General features: G+C 67.2%; 13 protein-coding genes. 10 read left to right on the top strand and 3 right to left on the bottom strand.

What is annotated here, in order from left to right; translation table 11 throughout:
• Positions 1–77 precede the first annotated feature (77 nt).
• Positions 78–2,174, bottom strand: coding sequence for a TonB-dependent copper receptor (locus QLQ15_RS13600; protein WP_432277860.1), 2,097 nt, complete (start codon positions 2,172–2,174; stop codon positions 78–80).
• Between the two features lie 243 nt (positions 2,175–2,417).
• Between QLQ15_RS13600 and nirK the strand changes: the two genes are divergently transcribed.
• The 7 genes from nirK to QLQ15_RS13565 all read left to right on the top strand — a co-directional run bounded on the left by nirK (position 2,418) and on the right by QLQ15_RS13565 (position 8,887).
• Positions 2,418–3,485 (top strand): copper-containing nitrite reductase, encoded by a 1,068-nt coding sequence (gene nirK, locus QLQ15_RS13595; RefSeq protein WP_283213304.1) that lies wholly within the window; start codon positions 2,418–2,420, stop codon positions 3,483–3,485.
• Positions 3,486–3,507: 22 nt separating this feature from the next.
• Positions 3,508–4,263 (top strand): formylglycine-generating enzyme family protein, encoded by a 756-nt coding sequence (locus QLQ15_RS13590; RefSeq protein WP_283213303.1) that lies wholly within the window; start codon positions 3,508–3,510, stop codon positions 4,261–4,263.
• Positions 4,260–4,850 carry an SCO family protein gene (locus QLQ15_RS13585; protein ID WP_283213302.1) on the top strand — a complete coding sequence of 197 codons (591 nt, stop codon included), beginning with the start codon at positions 4,260–4,262 and terminating at the stop codon, positions 4,848–4,850. The genes QLQ15_RS13590 and QLQ15_RS13585 overlap by 4 nt, the downstream gene beginning before the upstream one ends.
• A 43-nt stretch (positions 4,851–4,893) precedes the next feature.
• Positions 4,894–5,352: an azurin gene (gene azu / locus QLQ15_RS13580; protein ID WP_283213301.1), complete on the top strand. Its 459-nt coding sequence runs from the start codon at positions 4,894–4,896 to the stop codon at positions 5,350–5,352.
• A 64-nt stretch (positions 5,353–5,416) separates the two neighbouring features.
• Positions 5,417–6,592, top strand: a complete 1,176-nt coding sequence (locus QLQ15_RS13575) for a PLP-dependent cysteine synthase family protein (protein ID WP_283213300.1) — start codon at positions 5,417–5,419, stop codon at positions 6,590–6,592.
• 64 nt (positions 6,593–6,656) lie between these two features.
• The gene (locus QLQ15_RS13570; RefSeq protein WP_283213299.1) at positions 6,657–8,627 is read left to right on the top strand and encodes a pyridoxal phosphate-dependent decarboxylase family protein; all 1,971 of its coding nucleotides are present in this window, start codon (positions 6,657–6,659) and stop codon (positions 8,625–8,627) included.
• A 26-nt stretch (positions 8,628–8,653) separates the two neighbouring features.
• Positions 8,654–8,887, top strand: coding sequence for a hypothetical protein (locus QLQ15_RS13565; RefSeq protein ID WP_283213298.1), 234 nt, complete (start codon positions 8,654–8,656; stop codon positions 8,885–8,887).
• A gap of 21 nt (positions 8,888–8,908) precedes the next feature.
• On the opposite strand, the gene QLQ15_RS13560 is transcribed toward QLQ15_RS13565, so the two are convergent.
• Positions 8,909–9,457, bottom strand: a complete 549-nt coding sequence (locus QLQ15_RS13560) for a hypothetical protein (RefSeq protein WP_283213297.1) — start codon at positions 9,455–9,457, stop codon at positions 8,909–8,911.
• Positions 9,458–9,663: 206 nt separating this feature from the next.
• Here QLQ15_RS13560 and QLQ15_RS13555 point away from each other — a divergent pair, with 206 nt between their 5' ends.
• From QLQ15_RS13555 to QLQ15_RS13545, 3 genes are all read left to right on the top strand, one after another.
• A complete protein-coding gene (locus tag QLQ15_RS13555; protein WP_283213296.1) occupies positions 9,664–10,524 on the top strand; it encodes a DUF2145 domain-containing protein in 861 nt (286 codons plus the stop codon).
• Complete coding sequence (locus QLQ15_RS13550) at positions 10,521–11,009, top strand: hypothetical protein (RefSeq protein ID WP_283213295.1); 489 nt, start codon at positions 10,521–10,523, stop codon at positions 11,007–11,009. The genes QLQ15_RS13555 and QLQ15_RS13550 overlap by 4 nt, the downstream gene beginning before the upstream one ends.
• Positions 11,010–11,169: 160 nt before the next feature.
• Complete coding sequence (locus tag QLQ15_RS13545; RefSeq protein ID WP_283213294.1) at positions 11,170–11,514, top strand: ribonuclease E inhibitor RraB; 345 nt, start codon at positions 11,170–11,172, stop codon at positions 11,512–11,514.
• Between the two features lie 177 nt (positions 11,515–11,691).
• On the opposite strand, the gene QLQ15_RS13540 is transcribed toward QLQ15_RS13545, so the two are convergent.
• A complete protein-coding gene (locus QLQ15_RS13540) occupies positions 11,692–12,942 on the bottom strand; it encodes a threonine synthase (protein ID WP_283213293.1) in 1,251 nt (416 codons plus the stop codon).
• Positions 12,943–12,980 lie beyond the last annotated feature (38 nt).

Below are 12,980 nucleotides of genomic sequence, written 5' to 3'. Positions count from 1 at the left end.
TGCACTCAGGCTAGGTGCGCGTGCCGTGCGTGCCCTTGACGAAGGTCAAGGGCGACGCACTTGTGGGCATGGCCGGATCAGAATTTGACGTTGAGCTTCAGCCACGCGCTGCGGCCGGGTTCGTTGATGCGTACCGGATCGGCGGGGTAGCCGAAGGCACTGTTGCCGGCAAGGTTGAGGTGTTCGGAGTAGGCGCGGTCGAAGATGTTGTCGATGCCCGCCGCAAGCTGCACGCGATCGGTGAAACGGTAGCCGCCGTTGAGAGAGAACACCGCGAATCCGGCGCTGTCGTCCAGGTCCTGTCCGACCACGTTGCCGTAACCCGGGTTGATGCGGTCCTGCGCGGTGACTCCGCGCAGCAGCGCACCGAGGGACCAGCGCTTGTTGTCGTAGGAAGCAGTGACACGTGCTTCCAGCGGCGGCGTCTGCGGCAGCGGACCTTCGTCGTCGAGTTCGCCCCAGGCGTAGGCGAGGGTGCCGCCCAGCTTCCAGTTCGTGTCGGGACGGAACTCCACGCCGAGCTCGCCGCCGCGGATGTTCGCGTCCGCGTTGTAGGCCTGCGTGGTGGCGCCCATCATGCCCTTGGAGTACTTGAACAGGATGTAGTCCTGGATGCGTCCGGCATACAGCGATGCCCACGCGTCCCAGCGCCCGGCGCGGTAGTGCATGCCCACGTCGAGCTGCGTGGTGCGCTCGGGTTCGATGCCGGCGAAGGCGTTCGCACTGCCCGCCGGCCCCATCGTCGGCGAGAACAGCTCCCAGTAGTCCGGCATGCGCTGCACGTGGCCCAGGCCGACGTGCCACATGATCGCCGAATCCACCGGCTGCACTTCCCAGCGCACCAGTGCCGAGGGCAGTGTCTCGTTGCGTGTCTCGCCCGCGGTCGGATTCGGTCGCGGCATCATGCTGCCGGTGGTGAGGCGTTCGTCCTTCGCCGATGCGCGATCCAGGCGCAAGCCGCCCACGAGGCGCTGGCGCTCGGTCAGGTTCCAGCCCAGTTCGCCGAACACGCCGACGTTGTCGAAGCGCGCGTCGGTGGTCCACGGAACGTTGCGGTACGCATCGCGGCCCATGGCGCTGCGTTTGCGGTGGCGGCTGTCGCGTGCATCCACGCCGGCCTGCAGGTCCCAGGTTTCCGTCTTCCATGACAACGCCACGCGGCCGCCCGAGGTGCGCTGCGCGACGTTGCTGGCCATGGGCATCGGCATGCTGCTGGTCGGGTCCGGATCGCGCAGCGTGTAGTTGTCCATGACGTGGTCGACGTCGTTGTAGTAGAGCTTGGCTTCGACCTTGTCGAGCGCGCCATCGAAGTTGCGACGCTCCGCGCGCAGCCCGTAGCTGGTGCGGTCGAACTGCGATCCATCCATGCCACGGACGGCATAGCGCGCTTCGCCGTCGCCGTTGCCGGCGCTTACTTCGACCAGCGAGTCGGCATCCGGCGTCCAGCCCATGGCGACATCGGCATTCCACTTCTTCCAGGCTGACGGAACGCGCTCGCCGTTGCCGTCCTCGTAGTCGTCCGACTCGGAGCGGTTCGCGGTGACGCGCGCATAGGCGCTGGCATTGCCGAATGCGGCATCGACGACCTCGTCGTTGCGACCGAAGCTGCCTGCCGTGAGGCTGCCGTTGAACTGCATGCCGGGTTCGTCGAAGAACGGGATGTCGCGTTCGAAACGCACCGTGCCTGCCGACGCACCGGGTCCCCACAACACGGTCTGTGGCCCCTTGATGACTTCAAGTCGGTCGTAGGTTTCCGGTGAGACATACGACAGCGAGTTGTCCATGCGTGCGGGGCACGCGCCTTGCATGTGGCCGCCGTCGGTCAGCAGATTCAGGCGCGAACCGAACATGCCGCGCAGAACCGGATCGCCGTTGGTGCCACCGCTGCGGATCACGCCGAAGCCGGGCACGGTCTTGAGGTAGTCGGCGCCGTCGCTGGCGGGAACCGGTTGCCGCGGCAGCTTGGTGTTTGCGACGAAGGTCATCGCCAGCGTCGGCGAGATGTCGGTTACCACCAGCGTATCGAGCGTCACGACGGCATCAGCCGTGTTGGCCGACGCAGGCGCGCCGTGAACGTGCGTGCTTTCGCCGGCCGCACAGGCGCCGGCGATGAGGAAGGACAGTGCAACCGCCAGCGGTGTCGCGACGGGAGCGCGACGGGCGGGAATCTGCACAACGGACCGAGTCATGGGAACCACCGAGTTTTCGGAAGAAATCCGGTGCCGGCGACAAGACGCATTACCGGCGATTGCGGCGAAGTCTGTGCCGCTCCCAGAGGCCGGAAAATGATCCAGATCAAACGCCGCAGGCCGCGCGATTTCCCCGTTCATCGGCTTGACTTGAGTCAAGGCGGCATGGAGGTCACAGACCTACTGTGCGCCCAACGGCCGACAGGCCATTTTCAAGGTAAGCAGTCCATGATCCGTGCATCGCGCAATCTGCTGCACTACGCACTGGTATGTGCGCTGGGATTCGGCGCACCACTCGCCGTCGCAGCTTCCAACAACAACGCCGCGCCGCCGACCGGCGCGCCCATCAAGGCCGTGCTGACCGCGCCGCCGCTGGTGCCGCCGGCGACCAACCGCAACGCGCCGGCGAACGTCGTCGTCGACCTTGAAGTGATCGAGAAGGAAATGCGCCTGGCCGACGGCGTGACCTACAACTTCTGGACGTTCGGCGGCACGGTGCCGGGCAGCTTCATCCGCGTGCGCCAGGGCGACACGGTTGAGTTCAACCTGAAGAACGCGCACGACTCGCACATGCCGCACAACATCGACCTGCACGCGGTCAGCGGTCAGGGTGGCGGTGCGGAAGCGACGTTCACGCTGCCGGGTCACAAGACCAAGTTCACGTTCAAGGCACTGAACCCCGGCCTGTATGTCTATCACTGCGCGATGCCGCCGGTGGGCATGCACATCGCCAACGGCATGTACGGCCTGATCCTGGTCGAGCCGCCGGAGGGCCTGCCGAAGGTGGACAAGGAGTACTACGTCATGCAGGGCGACTTCTACACCGAGGGCAAGCACGGTGACGCGGGCCTGCAGCCCTTCAGCCTCGAGAAGGCGATCGACGAGCACCCGACGTACGTGGTGTTCAACGGTTCCGAAGGTGCGCTGACGGGCGACCACGCGCTGACCGCGAAGGCCGGCGAGACGATCCGCATGTACGTCGGCAACGGTGGCCCGAACCTGGTGTCCAGCTTCCACGTGATCGGCGAGATCTTCGACAAGGTCTACACCGAGGGCGGCTCGAAGTACCAGGAGAACGTGCAGACCACGCTGATCCCGGCCGGCGGCTCGGCGATCGTCGAGTTCAAGGCGGACGTCCCGGGCAACTTCGTGCTGGTCGACCACAGCATCTTCCGCACGTTCCACAAGGGCACGCTGGGCATCCTGAAGGTCGAGGGCGAGAAGAACCCGACCATCTACACCGGCCAGCAGTCCAACGAGGAATACGCCCCGGCCGCAGGCAAGGGCGGTCACTGAGGACCTGAAGGAGGGCACTGCCATGCTTGCCGCATCCCTCGTCTGGTTCGCGTTGCTGGCGGCTCCGTCGCCGGCAACGTCGACGGAGTTCGTCGCCATTCCCGGCGGCGAATTCCGTTCGACCATCCGCTATGCGGAGGAAGACGCGCCGCGGCACGTCGACGGCTTCGCGATGTCGCGCACGCCGGTGACCGTTGCGGAGTTCGAAGCCTTCGTGGACACCCAGCCGCAGTGGCGGCGCGACCGCGTGCCGTCGCTGCTGGCCGACCGCGGCTACCTGGCCAACTGGCAGGACGCGGACCGCTCCGGCATCGACGGCGATGCACCGGTCACGCACGTCAGCTGGTTCGCTGCCGACGCCTACTGCAAGTCGGTCGGCGCCCGGTTGCCGGACTGGTCGGAGTGGGAGTACGTGGCCGCCGCCAGCCCCACGCAGCGCGATGCGCGTGGCGATGCGACATGGCGGGCGCGCCTGTTCGACGACGGCACGCCGCGCGGCATCGATGCGCGAGCGAATGCCGTGCCCAACGCCTACGGCGTGTCCGGCCTGCACGGCACGACCTGGGAGTGGGTGGGCGACTTTTCCACGCTGATGGGCGATGCCGACAAGCGCGGCGGTGAGGATGGCGATCGCCTGCAGTTCTGCGGATCGGGCGGGCTGTCGTTCAACAACCGCGACGACTATGCCGTCCTCAAACGCGTGGCCCTGCTGTCGGCGATGGAGCCGCGCAGCACGCTGGGCAACCTCGGTTTCCGTTGCGCACGGAGTACACCATGAAGCGAATGTTCAAACGATTCTTCCTCGGCCTGGCGCTGTGCGCGCTGGCCGTTCCCGCGCTGGCCGGCGAAGCTGCCGCGCTCCCCGGCGATTCGGTCTACCAGGTGCAGTCCTCGCTGACCGACCAGGACGGGCGCACCGTCGCCTGGCAGGACCTGCGCGGGCGGCCTGCCGTGGTCTCGATGTTCTATGCCAACTGCCACCTGATGTGCCCCCTCATCGTGGCCTCCGGCAAGGCCCTTCAGAAGCGCCTAACGCCGCAGGAGTACGCTGGGCTGGATCTGGCAATGCTCAGCATCGATCCGGCGCGCGATACGCCGGCGGCGCTGAGGGAGGTGGCAACCACGCATCAGCTCGACCTCGACCGCTGGCACCTGCTGCGACCGTCGGACGGCGACGTCCGTACGCTCGCCGCGGCGCTGGGCGTCCGCTACCGCGCGCAGCCGGACGGTACGTTCAACCACACCAGCGTGCTGATCCTGCTGGACCGTGAGGGCCGCATCGTCGCACGCAGCGAAGTGACCGGGCTGCAACCGGATGCGGCTTTCGTGGACAAGGTCCGCGAGACGCTGGCCGCCGCCCCCTGATCCGATCCACCCATCCTTTCACCCACGTTTCATAGGAGTTGCCATGAAGATCCTGTCCACCTCGATTCTCGTACTCGGCCTGCTGGGCGCCGCGGGCCATGCCCAGGCCGCCGGCAACTGCACGATCTCGCTCAAGGGCGACGATGCGATGAAGTTCGACCTGAAGGAAGCCACCGTGTCGGCCTCGTGCCCGACCATCACCATCGAGCTGGCCCACACCGGCAAGATGCCGGCCGCCGCGATGGGCCACAACGTGGTCATCAGCGCCACCAAGGACATGCAGGCGATCGAGCGCGACGGCATCAAGGCGGGCGCTGCGAACAACTACATCGCCGCGAACGACGCGCGCGTGATCGCGCACACCAAGCTGGTGGGCGGCGGCGAGAAGACCAAGGTCACCTTCCCCGGCAAGAAGCTCACCGCCGGCGGCGACTACACGTTCTTCTGCAGCTTCCCGGGCCATTCGATGCTCATGAAGGGCAAGCTGACCGTCACCAAGTAAGCCGGTGGCGAGGGTCGCCCGCGCGAGCGGGCGACCTGGCCTGCAGAATGGGGAATACGTACTCATGATCCGTCGCGACTGGGTCGCCTCCGCCGTGGCGCGCATCGAGGCGGACTTCAACCGTTCCGCCGACACGCACCTGATCCCGCTGGCGTTGCCGGCGTATCCGGGTGTGCATGTCTATTTCAAGGACGAGTCCAGCCATCCCACCGGCAGCCTGAAGCATCGCCTGGCGCGTTCGTTGTTCCTGTACGCGCTGGCCAACGGCTGGCTGCACGCGGGCAGTACGGTCGTCGAAGCCTCCAGCGGCTCCACGGCCGTGTCCGAGGCCTACTTCGCGCGGCTGCTGGGCTTGCCTTTCATCGCGGTCATGCCGGCGCACACGTCGCCGGAGAAGGTCGCCGCGATCGAGTTCCAGGGCGGCACCTGCCACCTCGTCGACGATGCCGCCAGCATCGACGCGCATGCGCGCGAACTGGCGCGGGCGACGGGTGGGCATTTCATGGACCAGTTCACCTACGCCGAACGCGCCACCGACTGGCGCGCGAACAACAACATCGCCGAGTCGATCTTCCGGCAGATGGCGCTGGAACCGCATCCGGTGCCCGCGTGGATCGTCTGCGGTGCCGGCACCGGCGGTACCGCGGCCACGTTGGGGCGCTATCTGCGCTATCGCTGCCACGACACACGCACGCTGTGCGTGGACCCGGAACACTCCGCGTTCTTCGATCACTACGCTGCCAGCGTCGGGCGGGGGAGGGGGGATGCATCGGCCTGCGCGGGAACCTCGCGCATCGAGGGCATCGGTCGCCCGCGTCCGGAACCCAGCTTCATTCCCACCTGCATCGATGCCATGGCGAAGGTGCCCGACGCCCTGAGTCTGGCCGCGATGCGCCAGGTCAGCGCACGCCTGGGGCGTCGCGTCGGCGGATCGACCGGCACCAATTTCGTCGGCGTGCTGCGTGCCGCCTGGGCGATGCGCGCGGCGGGCGAGGACGGCTCGATCGTGACCATCCTGTGCGACGGCGGGGAGCGCTATTCACACAGTTACTACCAGCCCGAGTGGTACGAGCGGCATGGCATCGACACGCGCGAGGCCGACGCCGCACTGGCGCGGGCGCTGGACGGCGAGGCGATCGACGTCCCCGTCGTGCATGCCGAGGGCGGGCGGAACGACGCCATGGCGGCCTCGGTGCCTTCATTCGAGCGTGAAGGTCCAGGCGTCCGCCTGCCGACTTGATCTGGATCAGCGCGCCGCGCGTGGCGATGCCTAGGCTGCAGGTATCGCTTCGACGGATACCCGCGTGGACACGTTCCAGACCCCTTCCGATCCCCCGCCGGCCAACGCGCTCACGCCGCAGGCACTGCATGCCTGCTTCCTCGGGCCCTACGGCGAGAACGACACGCTGCTGGAAAAGCTGGTGGTGGAATTCCTGCGCGACCACGTCTACTGGCGGCGCAACTTCCATCCCGAGGATCCCCCGGCGATTCCGACCGGCGCAGCCCAGCACCCCGCGTACCTCGAACTGGAAGCACGCATGCGCCGCGAGCTGCATGCGCTGTCGGCGGCGCTGAAGCGCTCGGTGCCGTTCCACAGCCCGCGTTACATCGGCCACATGGCCTCCGACCTGCTGTTGCCGGGACTGGCCGCGCAACTGCTGACACTGCCGTACAACCCCAACAACGTCTGTGAAGATGCCGCGCCGGTGACGGTGGACCTGGAGGTCAAGGTCGGCCTGCAACTGGCGCGCATGCTGGGCTATCCCGCCGACCCGGACAAGCGCGGTTGCGCGTTCGGACATCTCACCTCGGGCGGCACCGTCGCGAACTATCAGGCGCTGCGGCTGGCACTGGCCCTGAAGGCGTTCCCCGTGGCGCTGCGCGCGTCCGGCGTCGCGGTGGAAATGGCCGGTGCGTGCGATGCCTTCGACGACGACTGGCAGGCCTTCAACCTCAGCGTGGACGATGGCATCGCGCTGGTCGAGCAATGGCAGCAATGGTTGGCCACGCTGTCGCCCGAGGACGCGACGCGCTGGCGAGTGCGCGTGCAATCCGAGCGCATCGAAACACTGGGGCTCACCGGCTTCTTCTCCCGTCATCCCACGTTGCGCGTACCGTGCGTCTATGCGCCGGTCACCGCGCACTATTCCTGGAGCAAGGGGCTCAAGCTGCTCGGACTCGGGCGCGCGCAGCTCTCGCTGCTTCCCGAGCGCGACATGCGCCTGGACGCGGACGCACTGGAGGAAGCGCTGCAGCGCTGTGTTCGCGCGCGTCAGCCGGTGTTGATGGCTGTCGGTGTGCTCGGCACGACCGAGCACGGCATGATCGATCCGGTGGACCGCATCGTCGATGCGCGCGACCGCTTCCAGGCACAAGGGCTGGGTTTCAGTGTGCATGTCGATGCGGCATGGGGCGGCTATCTGGCGACCATGTTCCGCAACCCCGACGGCTCGCTGCGCACGCGCGCGCAAGTGGGCGAAGGGCTGGAGAACTTCCCTGGTGAAGCCGTGCATGCCGCGTTCGCCGCGCTGGGACGTACCGATTCGGTGACGGTCGATCCTCACAAGCTGGGCTACCTGCCATACGGCGCGGGCGCTTTCGTCTGCCGCGATCATCGTGCGATGACCTTGCTCTCGGAAGAGGCGGACTACGTCTTCAACGGCCCGGCCGCGGACGATTACATGACGCGCTTCCGCCAGCTCGGCCAGTACATCCCCGAAGGATCGAAAGCGGGGGCATCGGCCGCCGCGGTCTACGTCATGCACAAGGTGTTGCCGTTGGACCATGCGCAGTTCGGCCAGCTGCCGCGTCAGACCGTGCTGGCCGCCGAGGCGTTCCGTCGCCGTGCGGAGCAGGCCGCGCACGAGCTTTCGGATGTCGCGCACCTGTGCGTTCCCTTCGCGCCCGACAGCAACCTGGTGTGCGTGGCGATCAACCTCGCCGGAAATCGCGATGTCGAACACGCCAACCGCTTCGTCCGCACGCTGCACGACGACCTGCGCTGCGATCCGGCGCGTCCGCTGCAGGTGAAGGAGTTCTTCGGTTCGATGACGACGCTGCGCGCGGCGTCCCTGGGCGAGCGACGACTGCGACGCATCCTGGGCGCGCTGGACCTGGACCCGACGTCGATGGGCGCCGCCACAGATCACCTGGTGATCCTGCGCCATACGCTGATGAACCCGTACCTGATCGATGCGAACAACGGCATCAGCTACATCGATCGCTACTTCGATTACCTGTCCGGCCGCATCCGCGCATTCGCGCGGGCGGCGTGAACGGAACGACCCGAGAGGAGGAAGTCATGGAATTCATTGTTCAGATCGCAGGGACGGCACCGGACCTCGGCGTCATCGAGGACGCGCTGCGTGCGGTCGACCCGGCCGCGCTGGTCGATCAGGAGGAGGGGATGCTTCGCGTCGCGGGTGCATTCAACCTCCGCACGCTTGCCTCCGTGCTGCTGATGGCCGGGCAACCCGTGGCGCCAGAGCACATCACCCAGCTGCCATCGGTGTGCTGCGGCGGATGCAGCGGCTGAAGGTTCGCCGCTGACGGCCGATTACAGCGTCGAAGTCACGTCGCCGCCGCGGGAGCGGAGGAAATCCGCTGCCCGTGAGCGTTGTTCAGCGTTGAGTGCGTGCACCACCACGGTGGTACGGCCGGTGGCCATGGCTTCGTGTGCGGCTTCGACGTAGCGGTCGTGGTCCGGGCGAAGCGCGACCAGGCCGCCCAGCATCAATCCGCCCACGGCACCGAAGAACACCAGCACCAGCAACGCGGCAACCGCCGAGTTGACGACGAAGGGCAAACCCATCGCGTACAGCACGGCGAACGCCAGCGCGCCCAGTACGGCGCCTGCGATGCCCAGGCGTATGTGGGCGACCACGATCGTGCGCCAGATGCCGTGGCTTTCCGGTTCCAGCTTGCGACTGGAACGCGCTTCGGGTTCATCGGGCCGGATCAGCTGCACCTGCGCAGCGCCCAGCGACAGCTCGGAGAAGACCGCGTCCGCGGCCTGCTGCGCCACGTGCGGGGATGCGAATACCGCGGCCACCTTGTGATTCGACAGTTCGCCGGTGACCGGCGAAGTAGGGGATGCGCCCTGCATGGGAATGCTTCCCGGTGGAGGGTCCGATGATCGCGCGCGGGCCGTCGCCGAGGCGTGAGGCGCGCCGTATCAGAGGTGAATGGACGATGTCTGGCATGCGGAAGCGCGCAAGGCAGAAACGTTCTGTCGGCTGCCTGGCCTGTCCAGATGCGACACCGGCGGACCTCTGAGACAATCGGCGTCCGGGGGCGCACAGGGAACGGGCGATGGGGAAGCGATATTGGCGCAGGTCGATGCAGGGCGTGGCGCTGGCTCTACTGGTGACCGGTTGCATCACAACCGCCGCCTTCGCCGCTCCGGCATGCGGCCAGCGCTATCCGACCCCGCAGGCCACGCAGGCCATGTTCGACATGGCCATCCGTGTGGAGCGTGCACTGGACGGTCTGGACGGGCACGACGTCGTGCTGCTGGCTCGCGGTGGGCAGGATCTGTCGCGCTACGGTCTGAAGCACAGCCACCTCGCGCTCGCGATGCGCGAGCCGGAAGGCACGTGGCGCGTGGTGCATCTGCTCAACCGTTGCCGCACGGACCGGTCCACGCTGTATCAGGAAGGCCTGGCCAACTTCGTTGGCGAGAGCGCACTGCACAGCGACGTGCGGGTGGGCGTGTTCGAACCCGCGTTGTCGCATCGCCTGCACCAATGGTTGCTTGCGCCGGCCGCGCGTGCCCGCTCGCTGCATGAGCCGCGCTACAGCATGGTGGCCTATCCGTTCGGCACGCAGTACCAGAACTCCAACCAGTGGATCCTCGAGGTCATCGCCGCAGCCGCGATGGACCCCGGCGCCGACACCCGGATCGACCGCGCATCCGTCCAAGGCTGGCTGCGCGGCAACAACTACCAGCCTTCGCGCCTTCATCTGAAGCTGCACGAACGCATCGGCGCGCGATTCTTCAGCGACCACGTCGCCGTCACCGACCATCCTGCCGGCGAGCGCATCGGCGGCGACTATTCGGTGGTCACGGTGGAGTCCGTTTTCGATTTCCTCCAGGCGAAGTCGCTGCTGCAGCGCGACTTCCCGGTTCCCCATCCGCCGGCGGAGCCGGCCACGCAGGAGAGTGCCCCATGAAGACGTTCGTTTCGCTGGTGGTCGCATGCGCGCTGGGCGCTGCCATGGCGCTGCCGCCCGCCTATGCCGGCGAGCCCATGGATCCGTCGGACGAGTCCGTGCTGTATCTGTCGCTGGGCCTGGCCACGCCGCTGTTCCTGTCGGCTTCGGTTGCGACCGCGTTGTCCGAGAAGAGCGCCCCGATCGACCGCAAGCCGGGCGCCGCCGCGCTCCCTCCGATGCAGGTGACCGCGGTCCGCACCACGGCCGATGGCGGGCGCGAAGTCGAACTGGTCGCGCACCAGCAGGGCAAGGACGAGACCTCCACGCTGCGCTGGCCGCATCGCGATGATGATCCCGCCGCGGCCTTCCGCGTGGGCCAGACCGTGACCTTCAAGCCCAGCGGCGAAGGCGGCGGCTGGATGCTTCACGATGAAGGCGGCGCGGAGCTCGCATTCGTGCCGACGGTGCAGGCGGCCGACCAGGCTGCCAGCAAGGCCTGGTAAGTCGGCGCCGCGCGATCCGCAGCCATCCTGGTGTCCGCTTTCAACCCAAAGCGGACATGCGGGTTGCGATACGTTCCGACACAATCGGCCCAACCGACGGTTGCTTGTGTGCAAGGCATGCCGCCAGACCTGTGGGTCGGATCAGGACAGGCTTAGGGCTATGGCCGTAATCGACACATTGATGGAAACCGCTGTCGCGGACACTGACCTGCTCCGCAAGCTCGATGCACAGGGGGACCAGTTTGGCATCGCGCGCGACGTCGAGTTCCTGCTTCGCGCTCCCTCCGCAGAGAAGGCGACCACGGTTGCCAGTTTCATCAACGACTATCAGTACGGGGTCGCGACCGCCCAGGACCTGGACGATTCGCCCAGCATCCTGGTGATTGTCCATATGCCCATCGAGCAGCACGCGATCCAGTCAGTATCCGGATTCATGGCGTGCGTATGTGAGTTGTTCGGGCTCGATTACGACGGGTGGGGGTGCGTCGTTCAGATGCACGCGTGACTGCCAGCTCAAGCCAGAGCGGCATTCATCGGTGTGGTAGCGACGTCGTCGAATGTTCACTACTGACCGATAGCGGACATCCGGGCGGAGGCGGGCAAGGTCCGCTTCCGACCCAAAGCCGCCATGCTCGCGGCTCGGATGAATGCGGGGGTTGTGATCGGATCAGTTCCGGCGCCGTCATAGCAGGTGGCGCAGCGTCGGCAGGTACTTCTCGCTGGAGCCGGTGTTGACCGCGACCACTCGCTCGCCGCTCCGGACGAGGCCGCGATCGAGTAGCTGCGGTAGGGCCGCGAGGCAGGCTGCGCCCTCCGGCGAGATCCAGTCGTGCGTACGGCGCCACGTCGCGGCGAGTTCGGTTTCGATCTCAGCTTCATCGACCGCGACCGCCGCGCCACCGCTCGCCCGGATGATGTCCAGCACGCGGAAATGACCGACGCCGCCGGGCACGTTGAGACCCACGGCGAGGGTCTGGCCCGCCTCGACAACTGTCGTGTCCGGCGCGCCGTCGTCGAACGCACGCACGAGCGGGGCCGTTCGTGCGCTCTGCACGCACAGCATGCGCGGGCGTCGCGCACCGATCATGCCGAGCGCCTCGAGCTCGTCCCACGCCTTCCACATGCCCAGCACGCCGGTGCCGCCGCCGGTGGGATAGATCACCGCATCGGGCAACGACCAGCGTGTTTCGCCCGGCACCGGCTCAGCGAGTTCGAGGCCGAGCGACTTCTTCCCCTCGATCCGCCACCCCGGCTCCTGGAACGTCGCGACGGAAAACCAGCCATTTGGGATGTAGCGCTCCTTGAGGAACGCGCCGGCCTCGCGGATGGTCGGGCCGACCAGCTCAAGCATCACCCGATCGGGATAGCGCTTGGCGGCTGCGGCGACGCCGCCGAGAATCGGCATCGGCGTGTCATCCGGCATTGCGACAACGACGCTCAGTCCGCCTTCGAGCGCATAACGCACTAGCGAATCGCCGGCGTTGCCCTGCGTCGGCACCGCGAGCCTGGTCAGACCCAGGCGTCGCGCCTGCGCGGCGACCATCGCCATACCGCGATCCTTGAAGCTCTGCGTCGGGTTCGCGCCGTGGCCGGGATGCGCCTTGCCTTCGTCCTTGAGCTGGAGCGCGAGGCCTGCCTTTGCCGCGACCGGATGCGTCGAGTAATCGAGCAGCGGCGTCGCGCCTTCGCCGAGCGGGACGAGATGCGCGGCGTCGACCGGATCGTCGGCATCGAGCGCCATCAACGCGCCAAAGCGCCACAGGTCGCGACGCTGCGGGCGATACCACGCCGCATCTGGTTTCTCGCGCGCCAGTCGCTCGAGGTCGAGCACCATCTCGACCGGCCGGCCGTCGACGGGATCGAGGTTCATCGGGACGTCGGCGGAATACTCGACGCCGGAGGCGATACCGCGAACGCAGCGGACGTAGGACATGGTCGGACCCGATCTGAGGTCCGTCGTTGTCGCAGCCC

It is taken from the genome of Lysobacter stagni, from assembly GCF_030053425.1.
In the GTDB taxonomy this organism is placed as follows: Bacteria; Pseudomonadota; Gammaproteobacteria; order Xanthomonadales; family Xanthomonadaceae; genus Lysobacter_J; species Lysobacter_J stagni.
The sequence above is the reverse complement of the archived record's forward strand: the minus strand, read 5'-3'. Positions and strand labels throughout refer to the sequence as shown.

Coding starts and splice junctions, on each gene's coding strand:
- QLQ15_RS13540 (WP_283213293.1), bottom strand. CDS start 12,942: ATGTCCTACGTCCGCTGCGTTCGCGGTATCGCCTCCGGCGTCGAGTAT.
- QLQ15_RS13575 (WP_283213300.1), top strand. CDS start 5,417: ATGATCCGTCGCGACTGGGTCGCCTCCGCCGTGGCGCGCATCGAGGCG.
- QLQ15_RS13550 (WP_283213295.1), top strand. CDS start 10,521: ATGAAGACGTTCGTTTCGCTGGTGGTCGCATGCGCGCTGGGCGCTGCC.
- QLQ15_RS13590 (WP_283213303.1), top strand. CDS start 3,508: ATGCTTGCCGCATCCCTCGTCTGGTTCGCGTTGCTGGCGGCTCCGTCG.
- QLQ15_RS13585 (WP_283213302.1), top strand. CDS start 4,260: ATGAAGCGAATGTTCAAACGATTCTTCCTCGGCCTGGCGCTGTGCGCG.
- QLQ15_RS13560 (WP_283213297.1), bottom strand. CDS start 9,457: ATGCAGGGCGCATCCCCTACTTCGCCGGTCACCGGCGAACTGTCGAAT.
- QLQ15_RS13555 (WP_283213296.1), top strand. CDS start 9,664: ATGGGGAAGCGATATTGGCGCAGGTCGATGCAGGGCGTGGCGCTGGCT.
- nirK (WP_283213304.1), top strand. CDS start 2,418: ATGATCCGTGCATCGCGCAATCTGCTGCACTACGCACTGGTATGTGCG.
- QLQ15_RS13545 (WP_283213294.1), top strand. CDS start 11,170: ATGGCCGTAATCGACACATTGATGGAAACCGCTGTCGCGGACACTGAC.
- azu (WP_283213301.1), top strand. CDS start 4,894: ATGAAGATCCTGTCCACCTCGATTCTCGTACTCGGCCTGCTGGGCGCC.
- QLQ15_RS13565 (WP_283213298.1), top strand. CDS start 8,654: ATGGAATTCATTGTTCAGATCGCAGGGACGGCACCGGACCTCGGCGTC.